Origin of the sequence: Pedobacter rhizosphaerae, from assembly GCF_900111155.1 — a bacterium.
Classification (GTDB): domain Bacteria; phylum Bacteroidota; class Bacteroidia; order Sphingobacteriales; family Sphingobacteriaceae; genus Pedobacter; species Pedobacter rhizosphaerae.
The window spans coordinates 139,391-165,034 of the sequence record NZ_FOGG01000005.1; the positions used below are offsets into that span (position 1 = coordinate 139,391).

Genomic DNA, 25,644 nt, shown 5'->3' on the forward strand with positions numbered 1-25,644 from the left:
TTAAAATTTGTCGTGTTGTTGTAAAAGAATTCTGGACGTTAAGCTTGTAAACTATCAGCAGCTGCAGTGGCGTTGATGCTGGCAAATGCCTGCTCAAAATCTGCCTTAATATCATCAATATGCTCAATACCTACCGATACCCTTAAAGCATTAGGCTTAACACCAGCTGCCAGTTGTTCTTCTTCACTTAATTGCTGATGCGTGGTAGCCGAAGGCTGGATAATTAATGTCTTGGCATCTCCAACATTAGCCAGGTGAGAAACCAGTTTTAAGTTGTCTATTACCTGTGTTGCATTTTCCTTGCTGCCGTGTAGTTCGAAAGATAATACCGCTCCGAAACCGTTACTTAAGTATTTCTTAGCCAGGTTGTTGTATGGACTACTTGCTAAGCCAGGATAATCTACCTGTTTTACCAGTGGATGATTTTCTAACCAGGTGGCAAGCGCAAGTGCATTATCTACATGGCGTTGTACACGAAGTGATAAGGTTTCTAAACCTTGCAACAATAGGAAGGAGTTGAAAGGAGAGAGGGCAGGGCCAAGATCTCTTAATCCTTCTACACGGGCACGAATAATATACTGGATATTGCCAAAAGGACCTCCGATGCCAAAAACATCACTGAAAACCAAACCATGGTAGCCCTCGGATGGCTCGCTGAACTGCGGGAATTTACCATTACCCCAGTTATAATTTCCGCCATCAACAATCACCCCGCCTATGCTGGTTCCATGTCCGCCGATCCATTTCGTTGCCGATTCTACTACTATGTTTGCACCGTGTGCCAATGGTTTAAATAAATATCCTGCAGCGCCAAAGGTATTGTCTACTATAAATGGGATATCGTATTTTTTAGCTATTGCAGCAATTTTCTCAAAATCAGGAACGCTGAACGATGGATTACCAATCGTTTCTAAGAAAATGGCTTTGGTTTTATCTGTAATTTTACGCTCAAAATCTTCAGGATCATCGCCATTGGCAAAATCTACCTGAATACCTAAACGTTTAAAAGCTACTTTAAATTGGTTATAAGTACCACCATATACATGTGATGAAGACACAATTTGATCTCCGGCTTCTAGTATATTATGTAGGGCAATGAATTGAGCTGCCTGACCAGAAGCCACCGCTAAGGCCGCTACACCACCTTCTAAGGCTGCAATCCGCTTTTCAAATACATCTGTTGTCGGATTCATGATACGCGTGTAGATGTTACCAAATTCCTTCAGGGCAAATAAATTGGCACCATGCTCGGCACTTTGGAAGCCATAAGAAGTAGTTTGGTAAATAGGAACTGCTCTTGAACCTGTTGTTGGATCTATTTCCTGACCAGCGTGTAATTGTAAGGTTTCAAATTTATATGTAGTAGACATAATTTCTAATGATTAAATTTTAATTGTTTGATAATTAGTGCATGCTGAATTGCAGTTGGAATCTGGCAAATCATAATTGGGTGTACCCTCCGTTTAGAGGGCCTTCCAGTTTGAATGAGAAACAAAAAAGGAAGATTTTTAGATTACTGTATGCAACAGCACATACAAGTAATCGCTTGCATATCATAACAAATAAAAGAAACAGAAGAATTTTCTACCTTTTTAAAGTTTAGATTGGGTTCGCTTAGCGATTGAAGATTTATTATTTTCATCAGTTTAAATTTATATCTCCAAATAACTCCATGTTACTCGGTCAGGAATTGGCACCTTCTCTTTCTGAGGGTTGCCAGTGGGTCTTAGAGCCAGTCTCTCGCCACTTCTTTATAAATCAACCTGTCTAGATTGACTTTTATTTAGCTTCTCTGCCAAATAATATTTCAAATGTCTGAATTATATTTTTATTTGCCAAATTAAATTTTGAAAAATAATTAAATAGCTGAAAATCAAATTCGTAATTTTGATAGATAAAACGTTCAGATTAATATAACTGTAAATTAATCTCAAAATTTTATGTTTGTCCTTATCTAATCACTCTATATCCATGAAAACAAAATCTATATTAATTGCATTATCACTTTCTATCTCCGTATTTACCGCTCAAGCCCAATTTGGTGGGTTAAAAGATAAACTCTTAAAAGTAGGAACAGCGCAAGGCGCGAAGGCCTTGGGGGTTGATCGCTTTTTGAAGCAACCTGCAGCCATCACCACAAGTTTTGAAGATGTTAACCGGGAGGGCGAGATGATGCCTGATTTCAAATCCAAAGAGAAGTTTCAACCGCTTTACTTGCTTCCAAAAGCGCCTGAAGGGGGATATGTATTGTGCGAGGGTTACTACGAAATCACCAACAAGAGTTATTGTTTAAAGGCGGGTACATTTGCCCCATCAAAAGGGGATGGATACATGTTTGCACCAGTTTTAGGCCCTAAAGAAGATATTGTAGTGGCTGTTTTGAAAAGTGCAGAAAAGCATCAGGACGTAGAACAGCATGATATCCAGGTATTACTCTGGACGATTATTGCCAGAACAAAATTTGCCGATTATGCTGGGCAAGTGAAATTAACAGCAGTTAAATTACTTAGCCCTAAACAATTAACCCAATTAGAGGGTGGGGCATTGGGTATATTGCCTTTTGATGTCATGCAAAAAGCCAAAGATCAGCTCCCTGAAGGTGTCAGGGCGGTTTTTGAGGCTGAAAATAACATCCGTCAGTTGGTATCCTCAGGTAATTACACTTATGCTGATATGGAAAAATATGCCATCATTGCCGGCATGGCCCCGCCACGTGCGGATGTACCAAGTGGAATCTGGACCAAACACCCTGATGGTTATTTTGTACGTTATTTTCCTTCCGGGTATTCAGTAACGAAAGTGCAGGTTTACGTTCCTAAAGAGCTGGTAGCTGGTGGAAACACAGTTATTTATGATGCTGCTGGTGATATTGCTTGCCCTGCAAATACAGGATCTCAACGTTTAGCACAAACCAATGAGCCATTAAATCCTGATTATAGTATTAAATTAGTGACGGCTTGTAATCCTAAATAAACCCATGGTCCGTGACACACGGACCATCATCATATCCCCTCAGGCCATTATTCATTATTAAATATTGCTGGTCCGTGTGTCACATACCGATGGCGGTGGAAGATTTACTGGTCCGTGTGTCACGGACCAGGGAGATCGATCAATTCATGTTCTGCAGTATACGAACCATTATGAAAATGCAAGCGCTTGTGCTAAATCAGCAATGATATCATCCACGTGTTCCAAGCCAACGGAAATGCGGAGTAAATTTTTAGGCGTTTTACTGTCTGGTCCCTCAACAGAGAAACGATGCTCGATTAAACTTTCTACACCGCCCAAACTAGTCGCCTGTGCAAAAAGTTTAACCTTGTTTACAGCCTTTCTGGCGGATTCTACATCACCTTTTACTAAAAATGACATCATTCCGCCAAAATCCTTCATTTGCTTTTTAGCAATTTCATGTTGTGGGTGACTTTCCAAACCTGGATAAAATACGGCCTCTACCTGTGGATGTTCATTGAGGTATTCGGCAACTTTTTTCCCGTTCTCGCAATGACCTTTCATGCGATAGGCCAAAGTTTTGATGCTCCTCGTTAATAGATAACAATCAAAGGGCGATGGTACTGCACCGCCCGTTTGCTGTACGTTTTTGATCCGCTCCCAAAGTTCATCCTTTTTAGCAGTAACCAAGATGCCGCCTAAAATATCACTGTGGCCACCCAGGTATTTGGTGCTGCTATGCATCACTAAGTCGGCACCCAGGCGGATTGGGTTCTGTAGAATCGGAGAAGCAAAAGTACTGTCGCAGGCCATAGTAATTTGATTCGCTTTGGCAATTGTAGCAATAGCTTCAATATCGGTTACCTTTAGTAGCGGATTAGATGGTGTTTCAGTCCAGATTAACCTGGTGTTCGGTTTTATAGAGGCTTTAACAAGGTTCAGATCAGTCTGATCGATGAAATCAAATGTTAAGATCCCTTCAAAAATGGTTAATAATTGCTTTTTAAATCCCCAGTACATGTCATCTGGTGCAATAATGTGGCTTCCGGCTTTTAGGGCCTGAAATAAGGACATTCCTGCTGTATTTCCAGAAGAAAATGCGGCAGCGTCTTCACCGTATTCTAATTGAGCTAAAGTGTTTTCTAAAGCAGACCGGTTTGGATTGCTAACCCTACTATACATATGACCACCCGGGTAGCCACCTTCTTCATCCCGAAAAAATGTTGTCGACAAGCTGATTGGGGGAGTAACGTCACCAGTAGCACTTTTTACAAGATTAGAGGCGTGAATAGCAAGGGTTTCGGGTTTCATGATGATTTGTATTTAAAGAGAAATTTTGAGCGGGCAATTTAACAATTTCAAGCAAAGTTTCTTTGTAAAAATGTTTTGGCAAGATTTATGTAATCAATTTGCCGAATTATAAAATAAACTAAAATGAAAAGATTTTTTATAGCTATTGCGATAGCATGTACTACATTGGTGATGTTACAAAGCTGTTCATCAACCAAAAATGCAACTACTGGTATTAATGGCGGTAGAGGTACTGTTGTAGGTACCTGGGTGCTCAACAGTGTTACTTTAGAGGGCTTGCCAGATCAGGCTGTACAAGGTTTATTTGGCGAAAAGTCTTACAAATGTTTTCAGGGCAGTACCTGGAAATTAACCAATAGCGGTAACGGATCTTATACTTTACCTGCATCAAGCGCATGTGGTTCGGCCATGCAAACTATTTTCTGGTCGGCTACACCATCGGAAGAAACTTTCCAGTTTAAAAAAATATTTGAAGGCGATAAAGCAAAGAATGTAACCGAAGGTTATCGCTTGGTTTTAACACAACTTTCAAAAGGAAGCATGGTGATGAAATCGCCAATTGAATTTGGTGGCAAAACGGCAAACATCGTTTTGACTTTTTCTCCTGCATCTAACTAGTATTCCTACCTATGAAAAACAGCGAGCATCTCTGAAAAGAGGTGCTTTTTTGTTTATATGCTCAATTATTAGTGAAACATCATGGGTTTAATTCATGGTCAAAGCCGGAATTTTTTAGTCGATGCTACAATCTCGAATTTCTTCAAGATTATTCACCTTACATTTTTCCATTTTACTTCAGCTTCGCCCTATCGATATTCTATAGAAAGCCTATAAATAGCGGTTTGTTACAAGAAAATGATTTTCAAATCCCCTCATTATTGTATTTTTGTTCAAAATAATCAGGAATGAATACAACTGAGCAGGTTGAAAAAATATTAGCTGATACTTCATTATCAACTGAATTACAAAACATAGCGCAAAAAGTTCTTAAACAAGAACGGATTACTTTTGATGAAGGTGTTTACCTTTATGAAAATGCCGAACTCGGCTATTTGGGGATATTAGCCAATTTTATCAGAGAGCAAAAACACGGTGATAAAACCTATTTTAACCGCAACTTCCATTTAGAACCTACTAACCTTTGTGTTTACGATTGTAAATTCTGTTCTTACTCCCGCTTAATTAAGCAAAAGGAAGAGGGCTGGGCGCTTACAATGGATCAGATGTTGGATATTGTGAAAAAGTACGATGGCGAGCCTGTAACCGAGGTGCATATAGTGGGTGGTGTTTTACCGCAGTACGATATGGATTTCTATATGAAACTCTTTACGGCCATCAAAAATCATCGTTCAGAATTACATGTTAAGGCTTTAACGCCTGTAGAATATCATTATATCTTTAAAAAAGCCAAAGTAGATTACGCAACAGGAATGCGCATGATGAAGGAAGCTGGCTTGGAGTCGATGCCAGGTGGCGGTGCAGAAATTTTTCATCCGGAGATTAGAGAGCAGATTGCTAAAGATAAATGTACAGGCGAACAGTGGCTGGCTATTCACGAAGAGTGGCACAAACTGGGAATGAGAAGTAATGCAACAATGCTTTACGGTCATATTGAAGAATTCAGACATCGTGTAGATCACATGGATAAATTACGTGAGCTGCAGGATAGAACTGGTGGTTTTCAGACTTTTATTCCTCTGAAATTCAGGAATCAGCATAATCAAATGTCGAACGTGGCTGAATCTTCAGTAATTGAAGATTTAAGAAACTATGCCATTGCTCGTATTTACATGGATAACTTTGATCACATTAAAGCTTATTGGGCGATGATCAGCAGAGAAACAGCCCAACTTTCGTTGAACTATGGTGTGGATGATATTGATGGTACACTAGATGATACTACAAAAATCTATTCTATGGCTGGAGCTGAAGAGCAAACCCCAGCGATGAGTACGCGCGAATTGGTAAACCTGATTAAGCAAGTTGGTAGAAAAGCAATAGAGAGAGATACCTTATATAATGTAGTAACCGACTTTGAAAATGTAGTGTTTGAAGAGGAAAAGAAGCCACAGTATTATAAGTTACCGGTGGTGAATTAATCACACAGTAATTCACTCATTCTATCATTCACTCATTAATATATGAAGCAGATATACATCATTCGTCACGGAGAAACAGAATTAAACAGGCAAGGGATAGTACAAGGAAGAGGGATCAATTCCGATCTTAATGATACTGGAAGAGCACAAGCGGAGGCATTTTATCAAAAATATAAAGATATTCCTTTTGATAAGATTTATACCTCATCTTTAAAACGTACCTGGCAAACGGTGCAGAAATTTATCGATTCGAAACTGCCATGGGAACAACTTACCGGATTGGATGAGTTGGCCTGGGGTGTTTGGGAAGGTAAAGCCAATACTGAAGATTCTCGCGATGCTTTCCGTTTGATGCTGGAAACCTGGCAACAGGGCGATTATACTGCTCATTTTGATGGAGGTGAGAGTGTGCAGGATGTGTATGACCGTTTAAAAGAACCCATGCAGATTTTAATGAGCAGGCCAGAAGAAGAAACAATCTTGTTGTGTATGCACGGAAGGGCAATGCGTGTTTTTCTTTGCCTGTTATTGAATAAACCTTTGAGCGAAATGACTGAATTTCCTCACCAGAATACCGTGCTCTATAAGGTGGGCTTTGAAAATGGCAAATTTAGTATGCTGGAGTTCAATAATGCGAGTCATCTGGAAGGTCTGGTGATTAACAATGATTGATTTTAGAATTTTGTATGAGAGAATGTGAATAGCGATTCCCGCATTGCATTATTCCATCATTACTAATTCATTCATCCATTCAATCAATCAAAAATTCAATCATTCAATCACTCACTCACTCACTCAATCACTCATTAAATTAATCACTAGTATAACACCTTGAATAAGATTAAAATATCGGCTGTTGCCTATACCAATACCAAAGCTTTTATATACGGCTTAGAACACGCTCCAATTATCAATAAAATAGATTTAAGTTTAGATATCCCTTCAGATTGCGCGGCTAAAGTGATTAATGGACAAGTGGATATTGGCTTGATGCCGGTAGCTGCAATTCCCTTGGTGCCGAATGCGAATATTGTAGCCGATTATTGTATTGGCAGCGATGGCGGAGTGAATTCTGTATTTATTTTTAGTAGTGTTCCGGCAGAGGAGATAAAAACCTTAAAGTTAGATGCCCATTCTCGCACTTCTAATAACCTGGCGAAGGTATTACTGAAGTTTTATTGGAAACAGGAAGTTGAGTTTACTACTGATCAGTCGGCAGAAACCGATGCAATAGTGCTGATTGGCGATCGAACTTTTGGCAAAAAAGATGATTATGCCTATGCTTATGATATGGGGGAAGAATGGAAAAACCTCACCGGACTTCCATTTATGTACGCTGCCTGGGTGGCCAATAAAGAAATCGACCAGTCTTTTAAAGATGAATTGAATGCGGCGTTGAAATATGGTTTAGATCATAGAAAAGAAGTATTGGCTTCATTGCCTGTAACGCCCAATTTCGACCTGGAAGATTATCTTTACCATAAACTACAGTTTGAGGTAACTCCTGATCGCAAAAAGGCCATGGAGCTTTTTTTAGGGTACATCGAACAGCTTTAATTGGGTTTAGGGTATGTGAGTTACGGGGCAGGGTGCTCCACTGGTTGAATATTAAACATCATGTTTTTACCATTTAAGAAATGTAAGCTCATAAAACTTAATTAAAGGCATCGCCACTATACTTATTTTTTTCTTATATGGCTTACATGGTTGAATATTAAACGCCTTTTTACCATTTAAGAAATGTAAGCACATTAAAGCTTGATATGGAGCTTAATACTCGTTAGCGTTTATTTTTTTCTTATATGGCTTACATGGTTGAATATTAAGCACCTTGTTTTACCATTTAAGAAATGTAAGCTCATAAACCTTAATTAAAGGCATTGGCACTATTACTTATTTTTTTCTTATATGGCTTACATGGTTTAATATTGAACGCCCTTTTTAACCATTTAAGAAATGTAAGCACATTAAAGCTTAATTAAAGGCATCGCCACTACGACTTATTTTTCTTAGGTGGCTTACATGGTCAAACATTAAACGCCCAATGAACTAGTCTCTGTCATCCAATGTATGCAGAAAGGATATAATATCCCTGATCTCCTCTTTAGTTAATTTTAATGGATCAGCTGAAAGCGTTTGATTTTCTAAATGCATACCCATTCCGTTACCACCACCACGGTTATAAAAATCCAATACCTGATCCAAAGTTTGGTAAACACCATTATGCATATATGGCGCAGTTTTGGCAATATTTCTTAGTGTAGGTGTTTTAAAGGCATATTTGTACTGAGGATAGTTATATAGCGCATACCTTCCTAAATCTGCATCAACCTTCGCATTTACCGTATCTGGTCGATTTGGAACACCCAATACTTCTGCTTCACTTTTAGCAAACAATGGTGCTTGTGTTCCATTAAATATAGGCGCAAAATGGCAACTTCCGCACTTGGCTTTACCCATAAATAAATTAAAACCTTTCTTTTCTGAGGTGTTCATCTGGGTTTTATCTCCCCTCACATAGGCATCAAATTTTGAAGAAAAAGGAGAGAGGGAGCGTATATAACTCGCCAATGCATGCTGAATTTTCCAGGGATCAGCATCACCATTTTTATCTTTATAAGCATTCTTTATCTCTTCCCGGTAAGTGTTTGATTGGTTAATTCTTTTAGTGGCTTCATGCAGAGAACCATCCATTTCCTGCTTATGGTGAACCACATCTAATGCCTGATCTTCTAAAGTACCTGCCTTCAAATCGTAAAAGAAGCCACGTTGCAAACCTGCATAAGATAAGGTAGTGGTATTTCGGAGCAAATATTTCCCCTTATCCATGGCAGCGGCTTTGGGCAGCCCATCGGTGAATGCCTGGGCTTCATGGTGGCAACTGGCACAACTCCTTGTACCGCGATTAGATAGGATGGGGTCGTTGAAAAGCTTTCTGCCTAAAAGAATTTTATCATTGCTTATATAAGCTGTAGCATTACCTACAAAACGATTAACATTAAAGGCCCTGGCTTCAAACAAATCTACTGCCTCATCGTTTAGTGCCGAGCCACTAACAGCAGTGCTTATGCCCAATTTTTTACGTAAGAGGCTCATCGATTTACTTATTGGTTGTAAGAAATCGGTAATAAAAGCTAAACGATCAAAAGCATTAAAATCAGGGTATTTATCGAGGTAGCCAATGGCAAGTTCAATTTTCTGGTTCGTTTGGTCATCACCATATAAAGCCATTAATTTTTTAATTCCTTGCAGTGCTGATCCTGCTTCCGGTATTGACTGCAGTGCAGCAGGAGTGTCAAAACCTGAAATACCTAAACTGGTAATGCGAAAAATTTCCAGCCTTGCCGCATCGAAAAGCTGGGCATCGGTAAGCATATATTGTTCATTAAAACGCAATACTCTCTCCAGATTCAAGCGCATCTTTTTTACCTCATTCAGTAATTCAGGTTTGTTTTGAGCAAAAGCATCACTGTAAATGAGTTCTTCCATCACCTGCAGGCCGGTAGGATTTTCTATCAGATTTTCGCCCAATTCAATTTCGTCTATAGGTGCCCCATTCAGCATTACCGCGGTGGAAGGGAAGAAGTACTCCATATAATACTCTACGTATTTGTAGTCGCTCCGAACTTGAATAAAAGCTTTTTGGGTAGCAACAGCATCGTTTTTGAGGATAGCTGCATTCAGATTTTTATCTATGTGCTGCTGGAGCGACAAAACTTTATCTTTAAAATGAGCTTTGGCCTGTTCTGCTTTCGTTGGCTGATCCATTTTACAGAAAATGCCCAATAACATGGGGATGGCCAAAGTAAGTATTATAAAGAAATTCTGCTTACGTACTAAAAACGAGTTTTTCATCAAAGTAAATAAAATGGGAAATCCCTCCCAACAGATGTCAGGAAGGATTTCATAGGAGAAAAGTAATATTATTTAGCTACTCCACGAACAATTACCACTTGTCCGCCTTCGCTGTTATTAACTAAACGTGTGGTACCACCATCTGCATTTTTATACTTGTCGCTGGTCCAGGTATGCGGGTGAATATTTACCGCAAATGTTTCAGGAATGCCCGTTAATGCCGATATATCGTACATTGCGCCATACTCCCAGGTACTAAGTTGTACATTGTTAGAGGGATTGTACTTCGCGTTAAAAGTAGCATCAGTTCTTCTGTGATTCATTTGTAGCATAGGTTTCAATGTTTTTGAAGCCAGAGCAAATTGCCAGATGGTACCATCATGGTCATTGTTTTTATAAAATGAATCTCCATCTTCCTGAATGTAAACGTAGTTTTCGGTTACGCATAAGTTATCTGGGTTTACAATGCTTTTACCTGGGTTATCATTGCCATCAACTGCAACTTCAAGCTTTCCTTTTAATGGATTGGTAGCATCTAAAACCAATTTGTATACACGGCCCCACATGGTTTTGCCGCTAACCGGAGTAATTTTATCTCCCTGACTAACGCCCGTAGCGGTGAAATAAACTTCTCTGCCGTTTGCTGCATTTCCTTTTCTGTAGTCGATATCCTCTACACGGGCTAACATTAAGGCTTTTTTATCAATAGTTTGTTGCTGAAGTTGTGCACCTGTACTGGTTTTAACGTTATCCAGTTCTACAAATTCTACATCGTAAGCCTGACCTTTGCTCATGTTGGTTTCAATAGGGTCATTGTTGCTACGCTTCATCACATAAAGTTTACCGTTCTGAAGATCTCCCTGGGTATTAGAAACATACATCGCTAATTGCCCATCAGATTCATCTTCACCAATTAAGATAACCGTTTTGCCTTCAAAAGATCCTTTAGGAAGTGGCACTGCATTTTCAGCACTCCATCTACCTAAAGCGCTGAGTGTACGTTGGTTATTTTTCTTATCGGCTGCTGCCAATGGATCAATGGCGTGAATCATAGATTCTGCACCGCTTTCTCCGGCAGTTAAAAAGATGGGTTTAGCAAAGCCATGCTCTTCTGGAGTGGCCATAGTTGCTGAACATAAACGCGTCATACCGCCGTCCGAATCAACAATGTATTCACCTTTAACTGGTTTGAAGTTTTTGTCCAGGTAAACCCTCGATACGGATTGTAAGATTTCATGGTTGTTAATCATAATGAAACCTTCGCCAGCAGGATTTTTGATAATGCCAGCCCCATCAGGTTGAGCGCCAAAAATAAAGTTAGGTGATTCTGCCAACACATCGTCCGAACTGATTAGTGTGGTGATGTTCAGGGCTTCAAAACCCGGCATAGATTTGATCAGCGATGGATTAACCGAATAATCTTTTAAGGCAATAGGTGTAGTGGTTGGTGGTTCCTCTTCGTTGTTATTTTTCTTACAGGCCGTAATTACAACCGCCGAAGCTACAAAAGCAGCTAGTGACAACGCAAGCGTTTTCTTTTTAAATGATAAAGTGTTCATAGTTTTGTTTTCCGTTGCCTGCAAACCTACTCTGTGTATGTTGCCTGTAATTTAAGGTTGTGTTAATTCAATTTACATAGAGAAATTTAGAATGATTATAAGGAAAGGGAATGAGAGAAGGATTGAATTTTGAATGATTGAAGGATTGAATGAACGGTGGGTACGCTGCTCTCCCAATGACTAATGAACGACTGACCAATGAACAATATAAACAATCTTTCAACTTTTCAACAAAAACGCTGTACAATCCATAATCATGCTATCTTTATAGCTTTTGAAAATTAATTTCAGTTTTGGCTAAAGATACGAACAAAGAAACCCCATTAATGCAACAGTACAACGCAATTAAAGCGAAGTATCCAGGTGCATTGTTATTGTTTAGAGTAGGAGACTTTTATGAAACCTTTGGCGAAGATGCCGTAAAAACCGCACAGATTTTAGGGATAGTGCTTACCCGTAGAGGTACGGGGCCTAATGGGGGTGCACTGGAGTTGGCTGGATTTCCCCACCATTCATTAGATAATTATCTTTCTAAATTGGTTAGGGCCGGACAAAGGGTTGCCATTTGCGACCAGTTGGAAGATCCTAAGGCTACTAAGACCATTGTGAAACGTGGTGTAACCGAGTTAGTTACGCCCGGTGTGGCTTATGGGGATAATATCGTTAACCAAAAATCTAACAATTATTTAGCTTCTGTATTTTTTGATAAAACGCAGATTGGTGTATCATTTCTGGATATTTCAACCGGTGAATTTTTGATTGCACAAGGTAATGCCGATTACATAGATAAGCTTTTACAGGGCTTTAAACCTTCGGAAGTTATCTTTCAGAAGTCTAAACGTCAGGCTTTTATGGAGCAATTTGGCGACCGTTTCTATACTTTCGGATTAGATGAATGGCCATACACTACAGATTACGCCAATGAAACGCTTACCAAGCACTTTGAAGTAACTTCTTTAAAAGGTTTTGGAGTTGAGCGCTTACAAAGTGGTATTGTAGCTGCCGGTGTTATCCTTCATTATTTAGGAGAAACGGAGCACCGCAATTTACAGCATATCAGTTCCATCAGCAGGATTGAGGAAGACCGTTATATGTGGCTGGATCGCTTTACCATTCGGAATTTAGAACTGGTGCATTCCAATAATGATAATGCCGTTACGTTATTTGATATATTGGATCACACTTGTACGCCAATGGGTGCGCGTTTACTTCAAAAATGGATCATTATGCCATTAAAGGAGCTTAAGCCCATTCAGGAGCGTTTAGGTATGGTAGAGTTCTTCGTGCAACATGAAGAGCTTCAGCAGGAGTTTTTATCGCATATTAAACAAATTGGTGATTTAGAGCGGTTGATTTCTAAAGTCGGCTTGCAACGCGTTGGTCCTCGGGAATTGGTGCAGCTCAAAAGGGCGCTTACCCATATTGAAGCCGTAAAAACACTGGCCGCAAACAGTAAAAATCCATTCCTGATTAAAATTGCAGATCAGTTAAACCCTTGTTTAGCAATACGCGAAAGAATAGAAAGAGAATTACAACCAGAGCCACCAGCCTTATTAATTAAGGGAAATGTTATTGCTGATGGAATAGATGAGGAATTAGATCGCCTGCGTAAAATCGCTTTCGGTGGCAAGGATTATCTCGTTCAGATTCAAAAGAGAGAAGCAGAAAGCACGGGAATTCCGTCCTTAAAAATTGCCTTCAATAATGTTTTTGGATACTATTTAGAAGTTACTCATACCCATAAGGATAAAGTTCCTGAAGGCTGGATTAGAAAACAGACCTTGGTTAATGCAGAGCGATACATCACGCCTGAGCTGAAAGAATATGAAGATCAGATTTTAGGTGCCGAAGAGAAAATTCAACATATTGAAGTTCGTTTATATAATGAACTGATGTATGAAACGGCAAGTTACATCAAGCCTATTCAGTTAAATTCTTTCTTAATTGCCCAGCTTGATTGTTTACTGTGTTTTGCGCAGTTGGCGGCTAAAAACCACTACACTAAACCCAATGTGAGCAAGGAAAAGGTGTTGGATATTAAGGGTGGTCGCCATCCGGTAATTGAGAAACAACTTCCGGTAGGGCAAGAGTATATTACCAATGACGTTTATCTGGATACAGATTCACAGCAGATTATCATTATCACCGGACCCAACATGGCGGGTAAGTCTGCTATATTAAGACAAACAGGTTTAATTGTGCTAATGGCTCAAATGGGCTCTTTTGTACCTGCGAAATCTGCTGATGTAGGTTTGGTAGATAAAATATTTACGCGTGTTGGTGCCTCAGATAACTTATCATCTGGAGAAAGTACGTTCATGGTTGAAATGAACGAGACCGCGAGTATCTTGAATAACATTTCAGAAGACAGTTTAATCCTGCTGGATGAGATTGGCCGTGGAACGAGTACCTATGATGGGATTTCCATTGCCTGGGCCATTGCAGAATTTTTGCATCAGCACCCAACCGCCCGTCCGAAAACGTTATTTGCTACACACTACCATGAACTTAACGAACTGGCCAATACCATGGGTAGGGTTAAGAATTTCAACGTATCGGTGAAGGAAATGACCAACAAGGTGATTTTCTTAAGAAAGTTAATTCCCGGTGGAAGTGAGCATAGTTTTGGTATTCATGTGGCTAAAATGGCTGGTATGCCGCCAAAATTGATCCATAGGGCTAATGAAATTCTGAAAAAACTGGAAATAGACCGTACAGAAGGACAAAGTATTAAGGATAGTATAAAAAAGGTGCAAAATCAGGCCTATCAATTGCAAATGTTTTCGGTTGAAGACCCTGTTTTGGTGAAAGTTAGAGACACCTTGAATAATCTGGATGTAAATGCCCTCACACCGGTGGAAGCCTTATTAAAATTAGACGAAATCCAAAGGTTAATTAAAAATTAATCGAATGGCTCAGGGCTTCAAGCTTTGGGCCATTTGCATAAATATAGTTTAATATGAATAGAACCTTAAGCATTAAGCCTTATGGCTTTTACTTAATTGCGCTCGTGCTGTTTCTCTCTTCTTGCGGGTCAAGGAAATACACGGTCAGAACAGATACCAAGGCTGCAAAGGCCGCAGATGCATTGGCCAATTTAAAGAGCAAACCCTTATATCGCTTTATTAACGACTGGACAGGCGTTAGGTATCGCTTTGGCGGTTTAGATAAGAGCGGGATAGATTGTTCGGGCTTTGCTTATTTATTAGAGAAGGAAATATATGGCGTTACCCTGCCAAGAATTTCGAGAGATCAGGCCCGTTTTGCCAGGGCGAAGAGTTTTGGAAGTTTAAAGGAAGGCGACCTGGTTTTTTTCTCCTTCGGCGGGAATGATGTAGATCATGTTGGGGTTTACCTCAATAATGGCTTTTTCGTGCACGCGAGTACCAATAGAGGAGTTATTGTTGATGATATCAATCTTCCTGCTTATCAACGGGTATTGGTTAAATCTGGCTCGGTAAATTAACACGCTGTTTGATAAAAAGGTTGAAACTAATTGGGACTTAATTTCGTTGTGTTAGTATGCGTTTGTTTTTTATAATATGCTTATCTTTAATTACTTATTCGGCTAACGCGCAAGTGAAACTGCTTAGCTTGGATGAATTAGATAAGCGGCTGACCAATGGAAGGGATACCACTTATGTAATTAATTTCTGGGCTACCTGGTGTTCTCCCTGTGTGGCAGAATTACCCCATTTTGAAGAACTGCACCGGGCTAACTTGAAAAAGCCAGTGAAAGTACTTTTGGTGAGCCTGGATTTTAAATCTAAACTACAGAAAGCAGTTATACCATTTGTGGTGGAGAAGAAATTAAAGGCAGAAGTTTTTTTGTTGAACGAGAAAGATCAGCAAGCTTATATTGAAAGAATAGATCCGAAATGGTCGGGAGCAATACCTGCTACTTTATTTATTAAGAAAGATAAAAGACAGTTTTTTGAGCGGGAATTTACTGCCGGTGAGTTAAATGCTGCATGGTTAAACTTTAATAAATAATAACATGAAAACATTAATTGTAATTGGTTTATTGCTGATTTCGGGTTATTCGTTTGCCCAAACAGCGGGTTATCAGGTAGGGGATATGGTTAAGGATTTTGCACTTAAAAATGTTGATCATAAAACAGTTTCATTGGCTAATTACAGAAATGCCAAGGGCTTTGTAGTCATTTTTACCTGTAATACTTGCCCTGTAGCTCAGGCTTACCAAGATCGCATAGCAGAATTAAACCAGACTTATACAGCGAAGGGTTATCCGGTTATAGCCATCAACCCAAATGATGCTGGTGTTGTGCCGAATGAAAGTTTTGAAAAAATGCAGACTCTGGCCAAACAAAAGAATTTTACTTTCCCATATTTGTTAGATCCCGATCATGTAGTAACCAAACAATTTGGTGCCACCAGAACGCCTCATGTATTCATATTACAAAAAACTCCTAAAGGAAATGTAGTAGAATATATTGGTGCTATTGATAATGATCCTGAAGGCGAAAGTAGCAGCCAAATCACTTATGTGAAAAATGCAATCAACGACTTATCTGCAGGTAAGAAACCTGCTGTAGTGTCAACCAAAGCTGTTGGCTGCTCAATTAAGTGGAAAAAGACTTCCTAAATTTCGGAGATTTTTAAATCTCCGAAATTTAGGTTAGGCAAGGCCTAAACAAAATGCGTATTGGTGGCCAAAGCTTCCCAGTCAGCAAGGTCTTGCTGTATAGCTGCTATCTTATCCTTTGCCAGTTGGTATGCATCAGCACCTAACAATAAGTGTAATGGAGGATTCTCCGAAGCAGCGGCTGCAATGATCACATCAACAGCTTTTTCGGGATCTCCGGGCTGTTCGTTATTAATGTGATTTTGGTGTGCATCCTGAGATTCCCGTACCTCCTTGTACTCTTCAATAACCGAATGCGGAACAGCCAAAGAGCCGGAAGAAAGGAAATCTGTTCTGAAATATCCGGGCTCCACTACTGTAGCCTTAATGCCGAATGATTTAACCTCTGCTGCCAGCGATTCAGTAAAGCCACTAACAGCAAACTTAGTTGCGCAATAAATACCGAATCCTGGGAAGTTACCCGAAAATCCACCAATGGAGGAAATATTGAAGATATGCCCTGATTGTTGTTTGCGCAACTGCGGAAGAACTTTTCTGATGATATTTAAAGAACCGAATACGTTCACATCAAAATTTTCCCTGGCTTCCTTGTCGCTAAGTTCTTCCAGCGCGCCAAGCATTCCGTAGCCAGCATTATTTACCACTACATCTATTTGTCCAAATCTACTAATAGTCTCCCGAACGGCTGTTTCTACACTGTTTTCATCAGTAAGGTTAACTGATAAAGGTAAAAAGTTGGGATGATCTCCAACCGCTTTTTGTAAGTCTGTTAAACTTCTTGAGCTAGCGGCCACCCCGTTTCCAATGCTTAATAATTTTTTCACTAAGGTTAAACCCAGGCCTTTCGAGGCGCCGGTTACGAACCATACTTTTTGATTTTCCATGTTGATTGTGTTGTGGGTTGCGTGTTACGTGTTATGGGGCAAGGTGCCTATCCAGCTAATGAAACACCTATCTTTGTGGGCTTCGTGCTATTCTTGGCGCACTTTGCGGTTAAAAGAGTTGTAAGTTGTAGGTTTTAAGTTGTAAGTTCTGGATGCGCTAGCTAATTTGACGCGCTTTGCGGTTAATTGTGTTGCGGGTTGCGTGTTACGTGTTATGGGGCAAGGTGCCTATCCAGCTAATGAAAAACCTGTCTTTGTATGCTTCATGCTTTTCATGGCGCGCTTTTCAGTTAATTGTTGTTTGTGTACCCGTAACTCATAACAGGTAACCCGTAACCTTATTTAAAGATCGAAACCTGTTGAGATCGTCATCGCTTTCCATTTTTGAAATTCTTTTTCTAAAGATTGGATTTTAGTGGTTGCACGATCTAAAGCATCCTGACCCAACAATAAATGGAGGGGAGGTTCAGGCATCGCAACCAGTGCAATCATCGCAGCTGCAGCTTTTTCTGGATCTCCTGCTTGTGTACCGTCCATTTTTAAATACCTGTTGTGCGTATTTCTAACAGCTTCATAATCCTGTATTGGGTTTTTCGCTAATTCCAACGATTCTTCTTTTAGGAAGCTGGTTCTAAAAGCACCAGGCGCTACAACGGTAACTTTGATGCCAAAATCCTTAACATCTTCGGCCAAAACTTCAGATAATGCTATTACTGCCGATTTTGCTGCTGCATATACACTCCAGCCCGTAGCGCCTGCAATTCCTGCAATAGAAGCAATATTGATAATGTTTCCTGAACGTTGTGCCCTTAAATAAGGCATCGCATGGCGGATAACGTTTAGTGTGCCAAATACATTGACGTTAAAAGCCGATCTGGTTTCCTGGTCTGTAAGCTCTTCTATGCTTCCTCCTATACCATAACCGGCGTTATTGATGATTACATCAATCTTTCCGAATTTGGTTATTGTGGCTTTAACAGCTTCCTCAACGCTTACATCACTTGCCAGATCTACTGTTAAGGGCAAAAACTTTTCATTGGATGCATTTACAATTCTGGCAAGTGTCGCCGCATCTCTGGATGTAGCCGCAACAAATTGACCAGCATTTAATAGTTGGTTAACTAAAGATAATCCCAAGCCTTTGGAAGCCCCTGTAATAAACCAAACCTTTTTCTTGTCCATAATTTTATCTTTTTTGTTAAGACAAAGTTAGTACAGAGTTTAAGGCTGGCGATTACGCTAATCAAACTAATGGTTACGAAATTCAAACAATTCTGAAGGCGGTAGGACTTAATTTGGTTTGTTTCTTAAAAAAGTTATTGAAATGCGTGGGTTCTTCAAAGCCCAGGCAATACCCAATTTCTGAAATATTCCAGTCGGTATGCCTTAATAAAGCCTTGGCTTCCGCTAATAGTCGGTCGGCGATGTGATGGGTAGTGGTTTTTCCGGTAGTATCTTTTATTGCTCTGTTTAAGTGGTTCACATGAACGGAGAGTTGATTGGCAAAATCTTTAGCCGATCGCAAAGAAAATCTTTGTGCCGGGCTTTCAATTGGAAATTGTCTTTCCAAAAGCTCCACAAAAACTGAAGTAATGCGGGAGTTGGCATCTGGGTGGCGGTAAAGCGTTTCCGCAGGTTCTGTTTTTAAGGCAAAATGGATAATTTCGTTGACATAGTTTCTCAATAAATCGTATTTATAGATATAATCTGTATTGATTTCTTCCAGCATTTTAAGAAAGATAGATTCTACCTGCATATCCTGCTTTTGGTCAAGGATGTAAGCGGGCTTTCCGCCAACAGAAAATAAGGGTAATTCACTGATACTTCCTCTAATCTTTTCAGAAAAGAATGCCTCAGTAAAAATGCAAAAGAAGCCTGTTATGTCTGATACATTGCCGCTGGCACATTCCCAGGTGTAGGGCACCTGTGGATTAAAAAACATCAGTGCCGTACCATTAACCTCAATACTTTTATCAGCGTAATGATAGATATTATGTCCGCGATTTAAAGCAATTTTATAGAAATCACGCCTGCTGTATGCTATGGGTGTTTTATTGTCGCCAATGCAATCTTCTAACTTGAAAACGTTAAAGTGTCCAACATCTTTCTGCAAGTTGTCGGGTAAGAAACTAAATTTATTCTGATAAAAGTCGGATAGGGATTCTACGGTGCTCATGAATCAAAGTTACAAAATTCAAACTTATATTGTAAGATTAGATTGAAATGATAAATAATTATACCGATCGGTATATATTTGTATTGTTAAATCATTTGGTTATGACTAAGGCAGAAAAAACACGTCAATTCATTGTAGAACAAACAGCTCCAATATTCAATACAAAGGGTTATGCTGGTACATCTTTAAATGATATTACCGAAGCAACTGGATTAACGAAAGGGAGTGTGTACGGTAATTTTGCCAATAAAGACGAGGTTGCTTTGGCGGCTTTCGATTATAATGCAGAAAAGATGGCCACAGCAATAAACAAGGCAATGGCTGAGCAAGCTACAATGGCTGGTAAATTGTTAGTTTATGCAGATCTATATCGTGCTCTGCTTACCAACACTTTACATCAAGGTGGATGCCCGCTGCTCAATACCGCAACAGAAGCTGATGATACCCATCCCGAATTACGCAAAAGAGTTTTGGGCGCTATATTAAATTGGAAAAAACACCTCTCGGCTTTAGTTATCAAGGGGGTTGAATCGGCAGAGTTTAACCAAAAAGTTAACCCCGAACAGGTAGCTCTCACGATGATTGCAATGATAGAAGGGGCAATTATGGTATCGCGGTTAACAGAAAATGAATCTCACTGGGATTTAATTATGGATTCCTTAAAAAAAAACATCAAACAGCTTAGCTAATTTTTTTTATCCTAAAATATACCGATTGGTATTTTAAATATTAAATACGTTTTAAAATAAAAAACATAATCATGAAAACCTCACAAAACACCGTATTAATCATTGGCGGAACTGCCGGAATAGGTTTGTCTATCGCTTCACAATTATCTGCATTGGGCAACAAGGTAATCATCACAGGCAGAAATCAGGAAAGATTAAATCAGGCCGCCAAAGGATTGGATAATGTGGTTACCATTCCATTTGATGTGACTAAGCCTGAAGAAATTGATCAGCTGGTGGCTAAAATAAAAACAGATTTTCCCGATGTAAATATGGTGATTAACAATGCAGGCAGGGCAGTAGTGTATAGCCTAACCGACGAAACTGTAGATGCTGCTGCTATTGCAGAAGATGAAATGTTAACCAACTATTTGTCTATTATCCGTTTGAATCAAAAGCTGTTGCCTGTTTTGAAAAATCAGTCTGAATCAGCGATTGTAAATGTCTCATCAATAGTAGTTTATGCCCCTGGTGTATTATTGCCAACTTATGCTGCGAGTAAAGCTGCTTTGCACTCTTACACCACTTCCTTAAGGTTAACATTGGCAAATAGCAACGTTAAGGTGTTTGAATTGATGCCGCCTTTGGTAGATACAGAATTTTCAAAAGAAATTGGTGGCCACAGAGGTATTAAACCTGATGTAGTTGCTGAAGAATTTATCAAAGCACTGGCTGCAAATGAATTTGAAATCAGAGTGGGAGATACGGCAGCCATTTATGAGTTGTTTCTGAAATCACCGGAAGAAGCATTAAAAGTAATGAACAGCCAAAGAGCAGAGATTGCTGAGTAAAATGTGTTGTGGGTTACGTGTTGCGGGTTATGAGGCAAGGAGCCTATTCAGCAATGCAATGAGAGCTTTGTGTGCTTAGCGGTTGAATGTGTTGTGGTTGAATGTGTTGTGGGTTATGTGTTGCGTGTTATGGGGCGAAGAGCCAATCAGGCGAAGCAATTAGAGCTTTGCATGCTTAGCGGTTGAATGTGTTGTGGGGTATGTGTTGCGTGTTATGGGGCTAGAAGCCAATCAGGCGAAGCAATTAAAGCTTTGCATGCTTAGCAGTTGAATGTGTTGTGGGTTACGTGTTGCGGGTTATGAGGCAAGGAGCCAATCAGGCGAAGCAATTAAAGCTTTGCATGCTTAGCAGTTGAATGTGTTGTGGGTTATGTGTTGCGTGTTATGGGGCAAGGAGCCAATCAGGCGAAGCAATTAAAGCTTTGCATGCTTAGCGGTTGAATGTGTTGCGGTTGAATGTGTTGTGGGTTATGTGTTGTGTGTTATGGGGCGAAGAGCCTATTCAGCAATGCAACAACCTGGCTTTGCGGGCTTAGCGCCTGTCTTAGCGCACTTTGCGGTATGTTGTTCAATATCTCAGGACTGTAAAAAATAAAGGTTATGTCAATGTAATGCGGATAAAGCCGTATTATTGCGCCGCCAAATTGATTTGAGCCATGAGTAGAAACTGATCAGTAAACGATCGATTTCTCCAATCTCATGTCTCCGATCTCAAATCTAATTAGAAATGAAACGAGTAGTAGTAACAGGCTTAGGGGCGGTAACGCCTCTGGGGAATACAGTAAGCGAATTTTGGAAGAATATCTTAGCAGGTAAAAGTGGTATCGGCCCCATTACGAAGTTCGATACCAGTAAGTTTAAAACACATTTTGCAGCTGAAGTAAAGGATTTTAATGCAGATGAATTATTTGATAAAAAGGAGCAACGTAAGTTCGATGTGTTTACGCAGTATGCAGTAGCCTCAAGTGATCAGGCGATTGTAGATGCGGGATTGGATTTTAAAGCCATGACTGATGATGAACTTGCTGAAGTAGGGGTAATCTGGGCCACTGGAAACGGCGGGATCAGCACTTTTGAGCAACAATTGAAAGAATTTAATGGAGGAGATGGAACACCACGCTTTAGTCCGTTTTTCATTCCGAAAATGATCGTTGATATTGCCGCTGGTGTTATTTCTATCCGTCATAAATTACGTGGACCCAACTATTGTACCGTTTCTGCCTGTGCATCGTCAAATACAGCTATCATCAGTGCTTTCGATACCATTCGATTAGGAAAAGCAACAATTATGGTCGCTGGTGGTTCAGAAGCGGCTATCACCGAAGCATCGGTGGGTGGTTTCAGTGCAGCGCAAGCGTTGTCTAAAAGAAATGAGGAGCCAGAAACAGCGTCCAGACCTTTTGATATTGAGCGAGATGGTTTTGTGATGGGCGAAGGTGCCGGAGCACTTATTTTAGAAGATTTAGATCATGCGCTAAAACGAGGAGCTAAAATTTATGCCGAAATTGTAGGTGGCGGTATGGCTGCAGATGCTTATCACTTAACCGGAACACCTCCAGATGGTATTGGTGCAACTTTAGGGATGAAGAAAGCATTAAACGATGCGAATATCACTGCTGATCAAATTGATTATATTAATGCGCATGCTACCTCAACCGGATTGGGAGATATTAGTGAATTAACAGCGGTAAAGGCAGTTTTCGGTAATAGTGATGTATTGATAGGTGCAACCAAATCAATGACAGGACATCTCTTAGGAGCGGCGGGTGCAGTAGAAAGTATTATTAGTATTCTTGCCCTTAACGATAACATCGTTCCACCTACTATCAACACCAAAAATATCGATGAAAAAATTCCTGCAGGACTTAATATTGTTTTAGGTACGCCTGTTAAAAAGGAAATTAAATATGTATTGAATAATACATTTGGCTTTGGCGGACACACCGCTAGTACCATCTTTAAAAAATATGAGGCCTAGGCCTCATATTTTATTTATCCATTAAAAGATTAACGAGTTCTTTCAGCTCTTCTACCTCTTGCTCCAGCTTCACTATGCGCTCCTCTAAATCATGCTGTGGAGTTGCCACTAAAGCTGGAATTTCTTCGGTATGCTCTACGTAATCGCCTAGTAAATGTATAAAGCGGGCTTCTTTTTGTCCGGGCTTTTTAGGCAATTGTTTCACAAATGCTGGTTCATCGGTGGCTAGCTTTTGAAGTTGTTCCAGTACCTCCTCAATACTTTCAAATTCATATAGCCTTCCAGAGTTGCTATTGATTTCACCTGGAGTTAATGGCCCCCGCAAAAGCAGTAAGGAAATAATAGCCAATTCGGATGGAATAATCGGGTAAACAATGGCTAAGTTATGTTTGTATTTAGTTGCCCGGCTCGAACCGCCTGTAGCTGTAGAAATTAACCCTTTAATCTTAAGTTGATTGAGGGTTAGCGTAACCGTTTCTTCATCGTAGTTAACCACAGGGTTTCTTGCGCTTTTTTGGTTGCAGGCTGCAGTTAAGCTATTCAGCGTCATTGGGTAATAATCGGGGGTGGTTCTGCTTTTTTCTATCAGCGCCCCAAGTATACGTTGTTCTTCAGCGCTCAGGTTGGGTAAAGATTTTGTGGTTTCCATCTGCTAAAAATATAAATAGATCGCACATTTAAGAAATAATTTTTGTGAAATGCTTTTCCATTCTCCTGGGTTTTAACCACGAAGAACACCAAGACAAGGCACAAAGGACACCAAGTTAGGAAAGCGCTATAGCCCGTATGAGAGGAGATACATTGCAGCCCATAAGTTTCAACCACCTAAGGCATCTAAGCTTTTGAATAGCGCCTATTTCAAATTTCTTCTCCGTGTATTTTGTGTTTCCGTGGCTAATTTTAACCGAAAGGTTCGCCAACTTAAGGCACGGCGCACACCAAATTGGCTTAGTGCATCCAGACTTACAACTTAAAACCTACTACTTACAACTTTCCCTTTCCACACAAAACCCGATTAGAATTGTTCTAAATTTCTGTAACCATACTTTTTTAATCAGATAATCCCGAACTTAGATAAACAACCCATCCCACAATCCTATGGAATCATCCGACAAGAAAAATACCTCTGGCGGCGATACACGGAGAGACTTTCTGAAGAAGAGCTCTTTGATGACCGCAATAGCCTTAACGCCGTCTGTAGCCGTTAAAGCAGCAGAAAATCAGGTAGATGAAAGTTTTGCTGAGCTATTTGAAAAGATTCCCCTTAACTTAACTGTGAATAATAAGGCCCATTCAACCAAAATTGAGCCTCGGGTAACACTTTTAGATTATCTGAGAGAAGAATTACACCTTACGGGTACAAAGAAAGGTTGCGATCATGGCCAGTGTGGCGCTTGCACAGTACATATAGATGGTGCACGTGTTAATTCGTGCCTTAGCCTGGCGGTAATGAACGAAGGAAAAAAGATAACCACGATTGAAGGTTTATCAAGCGGGGATGAACTTCATCCGATGCAGCAGGCCTTTATCAAACATGATGGTTTTCAATGTGGTTACTGTACCCCCGGACAAATCATGTCGGCGGTAGCATGTATCCGTGAAGGTCATGCCAATTCGAGGGCGGAGATAAGTGAGTTTATGAGTGGAAATATTTGTAGATGTGGTGCTTATCCTAATATAGTTGATGCAATTGTTGAGGTTAAAAAAGGAGGAGCAGCGATATGATCAATTTCCAATACCTCCGCACTACCAGTGCTAAATCGGCTATAGCTTTGTTATCAAAAGATAAAAACGCTAAGTTTTTAGCCGGTGGAACGAACCTTATTGATTTGATGAAACGAGGGGTTAGCTCTCCGGATAAGTTAATAGATATCAATCATGTTCCCTTAAAACAGATTGAACAGGTAGGCAATAAAATACACATTGGAGCACTGGCTTCTAATACAGCTGTAGCCGAAAGTGCGCTGATTAAGGAAAAATTACCTTTACTTGCCCAGGCACTCGAAGCAGGCGCTTCTGCACAGCTCAGAAATGTAGCTACTGTAGGCGGCAATATGATGCAACGCACCAGGTGTGGCTATTTTTACGATACCGAAATGCCTTGTAATAAACGCAAACCTGGCTCCGGATGCGGTGCTATTGGTGGTTTTAATCGAATGCATGCCATTTTTGGTACTTCCGAAAACTGCATAGCTGTTCACCCGAGTGATATGTGTGTAGCGTTGGTAGCACTTGATGCAGAGGTGATACTGGCAAATGCAAAGGGAGAGCGCAGGATTTTATTTAAAGATTTTCATCGTTTGCCGGGTGATACTCCTCAGTTAGACAATAACTTAAAAAACGATGAACTGATTGTAAGATTAGAAATTCCGATCCACCCCTTCAGCAAAAATATACATTATCTGAAGGTTAGAGACAGGACTTCTTATGCCTTTGCACTGGTGTCGGCAGCAGTTGCTATTGAACTTCAGGGCAACCAAATTAAAGACGTTCGGTTGGCTTTGGGGGGAGTGGCACATAAGCCATGGAGATTAACCTCATCTGAAGCATTTCTGAAAGGTAAAGAAGCAACCTTAGAAAATTTCCAGCAGGCAGCCCAGCTGGCAATGGCGGATGCCAAAGGATATGGCGAGAATGATTTTAAGTTGAAGCTAACTCCAAATACAATTATTGAAGCGTTAAACCTTGCAAAATCCAAAGCATAA

At 40.1% G+C, this 25,644-nt stretch carries 22 protein-coding genes and 1 riboswitch; of the genes, 14 read left to right on the forward strand and 8 right to left on the reverse strand.

Annotation, left to right across the window (positions count from 1 at the left end; translation table 11 throughout):
* Positions 1–38: 38 nt before the first annotated feature.
* Positions 39–1,370, reverse strand: a complete 1,332-nt coding sequence (locus BMX11_RS05815) for an O-acetylhomoserine aminocarboxypropyltransferase/cysteine synthase family protein (RefSeq protein WP_090882386.1) — start codon at positions 1,368–1,370, stop codon at positions 39–41.
* A 279-nt stretch (positions 1,371–1,649) separates the two neighbouring features.
* Positions 1,650–1,760, reverse strand: a riboswitch (SAM riboswitch).
* A gap of 211 nt (positions 1,761–1,971) precedes the next feature.
* Here BMX11_RS05815 and BMX11_RS05820 point away from each other — a divergent pair.
* On the forward strand, positions 1,972–2,973 hold the full coding sequence (locus tag BMX11_RS05820; protein ID WP_090882388.1) for a hypothetical protein: 1,002 nt from the start codon (positions 1,972–1,974) through the stop codon (positions 2,971–2,973).
* 168 nt (positions 2,974–3,141) lie between these two features.
* Here BMX11_RS05820 and BMX11_RS05825 read toward each other — a convergent pair whose 3' ends face one another.
* Complete coding sequence (locus BMX11_RS05825; RefSeq protein ID WP_090882390.1) at positions 3,142–4,263, reverse strand: trans-sulfuration enzyme family protein; 1,122 nt, start codon at positions 4,261–4,263, stop codon at positions 3,142–3,144.
* 123 nt (positions 4,264–4,386) lie between these two features.
* Between BMX11_RS05825 and BMX11_RS05830 the strand changes: the two genes are divergently transcribed.
* From BMX11_RS05830 to BMX11_RS05845, 4 genes are all read left to right on the forward strand, one after another.
* Positions 4,387–4,881 carry a lipocalin family protein gene (locus BMX11_RS05830; protein ID WP_245738587.1) on the forward strand — a complete coding sequence of 165 codons (495 nt, stop codon included), beginning with the start codon at positions 4,387–4,389 and terminating at the stop codon, positions 4,879–4,881.
* A gap of 287 nt (positions 4,882–5,168) precedes the next feature.
* A complete protein-coding gene (mqnE, locus tag BMX11_RS05835) occupies positions 5,169–6,362 on the forward strand; it encodes an aminofutalosine synthase MqnE (RefSeq protein WP_090882392.1) in 1,194 nt (397 codons plus the stop codon).
* Between the two features lie 42 nt (positions 6,363–6,404).
* Positions 6,405–7,034 carry a histidine phosphatase family protein gene (locus BMX11_RS05840; RefSeq protein WP_090882393.1) on the forward strand — a complete coding sequence of 210 codons (630 nt, stop codon included), beginning with the start codon at positions 6,405–6,407 and terminating at the stop codon, positions 7,032–7,034.
* A 159-nt stretch (positions 7,035–7,193) separates the two neighbouring features.
* Positions 7,194–7,919, forward strand: a complete 726-nt coding sequence (locus BMX11_RS05845) for a menaquinone biosynthetic enzyme MqnA/MqnD family protein (RefSeq protein ID WP_090882395.1) — start codon at positions 7,194–7,196, stop codon at positions 7,917–7,919.
* A gap of 492 nt (positions 7,920–8,411) precedes the next feature.
* On the opposite strand, the gene BMX11_RS05850 is transcribed toward BMX11_RS05845, so the two are convergent.
* Positions 8,412–10,217, reverse strand: coding sequence for a cytochrome-c peroxidase (locus BMX11_RS05850; protein WP_090882397.1), 1,806 nt, complete (start codon positions 10,215–10,217; stop codon positions 8,412–8,414).
* A 68-nt stretch (positions 10,218–10,285) separates the two neighbouring features.
* Complete coding sequence (locus tag BMX11_RS05855; protein WP_175474481.1) at positions 10,286–11,776, reverse strand: PhoX family protein; 1,491 nt, start codon at positions 11,774–11,776, stop codon at positions 10,286–10,288.
* Positions 11,777–12,069: 293 nt separating this feature from the next.
* Here BMX11_RS05855 and mutS point away from each other — a divergent pair, with 293 nt between their 5' ends.
* Genes mutS through BMX11_RS05875 form a run of 4 tightly spaced genes read left to right on the forward strand, consistent with a single transcriptional unit; the run spans position 12,070 to position 16,382 of the window.
* Positions 12,070–14,682: a DNA mismatch repair protein MutS gene (gene mutS, locus BMX11_RS05860; RefSeq protein WP_090882399.1), complete on the forward strand. Its 2,613-nt coding sequence runs from the start codon at positions 12,070–12,072 to the stop codon at positions 14,680–14,682.
* Between the two features lie 53 nt (positions 14,683–14,735).
* The gene (locus BMX11_RS05865; protein ID WP_090882402.1) at positions 14,736–15,242 is read left to right on the forward strand and encodes a C40 family peptidase; all 507 of its coding nucleotides are present in this window, start codon (positions 14,736–14,738) and stop codon (positions 15,240–15,242) included.
* A 56-nt stretch (positions 15,243–15,298) separates the two neighbouring features.
* A complete protein-coding gene (locus tag BMX11_RS05870; RefSeq protein ID WP_090882404.1) occupies positions 15,299–15,769 on the forward strand; it encodes a TlpA disulfide reductase family protein in 471 nt (156 codons plus the stop codon).
* Between the two features lie 4 nt (positions 15,770–15,773).
* Positions 15,774–16,382: a thioredoxin family protein gene (locus tag BMX11_RS05875; RefSeq protein WP_090882406.1), complete on the forward strand. Its 609-nt coding sequence runs from the start codon at positions 15,774–15,776 to the stop codon at positions 16,380–16,382.
* 44 nt (positions 16,383–16,426) lie between these two features.
* Here the strand turns inward: BMX11_RS05875 and BMX11_RS05880 are convergent, their stop codons facing one another.
* The 3 genes from BMX11_RS05880 to BMX11_RS05890 all read right to left on the reverse strand — a co-directional run bounded on the left by BMX11_RS05880 (position 16,427) and on the right by BMX11_RS05890 (position 19,442).
* The gene (locus tag BMX11_RS05880; RefSeq protein WP_090882408.1) at positions 16,427–17,266 is read right to left on the reverse strand and encodes an oxidoreductase; all 840 of its coding nucleotides are present in this window, start codon (positions 17,264–17,266) and stop codon (positions 16,427–16,429) included.
* A 342-nt stretch (positions 17,267–17,608) separates the two neighbouring features.
* Positions 17,609–18,448 (reverse strand): SDR family NAD(P)-dependent oxidoreductase, encoded by an 840-nt coding sequence (locus BMX11_RS05885; protein WP_090882410.1) that lies wholly within the window; start codon positions 18,446–18,448, stop codon positions 17,609–17,611.
* A gap of 82 nt (positions 18,449–18,530) precedes the next feature.
* A complete protein-coding gene (locus BMX11_RS05890; protein ID WP_090882413.1) occupies positions 18,531–19,442 on the reverse strand; it encodes a helix-turn-helix domain-containing protein in 912 nt (303 codons plus the stop codon).
* Positions 19,443–19,543: 101 nt separating this feature from the next.
* On the opposite strand from BMX11_RS05890, the gene BMX11_RS05895 reads away from it, so the two are divergent.
* The 3 genes from BMX11_RS05895 (at position 19,544) to fabF (ending at position 22,939) form a co-directional block, all read left to right on the forward strand.
* A complete protein-coding gene (locus BMX11_RS05895; RefSeq protein WP_090882415.1) occupies positions 19,544–20,131 on the forward strand; it encodes a TetR/AcrR family transcriptional regulator in 588 nt (195 codons plus the stop codon).
* Between the two features lie 71 nt (positions 20,132–20,202).
* Positions 20,203–20,961 carry an SDR family oxidoreductase gene (locus BMX11_RS05900; protein WP_090882417.1) on the forward strand — a complete coding sequence of 253 codons (759 nt, stop codon included), beginning with the start codon at positions 20,203–20,205 and terminating at the stop codon, positions 20,959–20,961.
* A 727-nt stretch (positions 20,962–21,688) separates the two neighbouring features.
* A complete protein-coding gene (fabF, locus tag BMX11_RS05905) occupies positions 21,689–22,939 on the forward strand; it encodes a beta-ketoacyl-ACP synthase II (RefSeq protein WP_090882419.1) in 1,251 nt (416 codons plus the stop codon).
* A gap of 10 nt (positions 22,940–22,949) precedes the next feature.
* Here the strand turns inward: fabF and BMX11_RS05910 are convergent, their stop codons facing one another.
* Positions 22,950–23,588 (reverse strand): YceH family protein, encoded by a 639-nt coding sequence (locus BMX11_RS05910; protein ID WP_090882422.1) that lies wholly within the window; start codon positions 23,586–23,588, stop codon positions 22,950–22,952.
* 449 nt (positions 23,589–24,037) lie between these two features.
* On the opposite strand from BMX11_RS05910, the gene BMX11_RS05915 reads away from it, so the two are divergent.
* On the forward strand, positions 24,038–24,664 hold the full coding sequence (locus tag BMX11_RS05915; RefSeq protein ID WP_090882424.1) for a (2Fe-2S)-binding protein: 627 nt from the start codon (positions 24,038–24,040) through the stop codon (positions 24,662–24,664).
* Positions 24,661–25,644: an FAD binding domain-containing protein gene (locus tag BMX11_RS05920; RefSeq protein WP_090882426.1), complete on the forward strand. Its 984-nt coding sequence runs from the start codon at positions 24,661–24,663 to the stop codon at positions 25,642–25,644. The genes BMX11_RS05915 and BMX11_RS05920 overlap by 4 nt, the downstream gene beginning before the upstream one ends.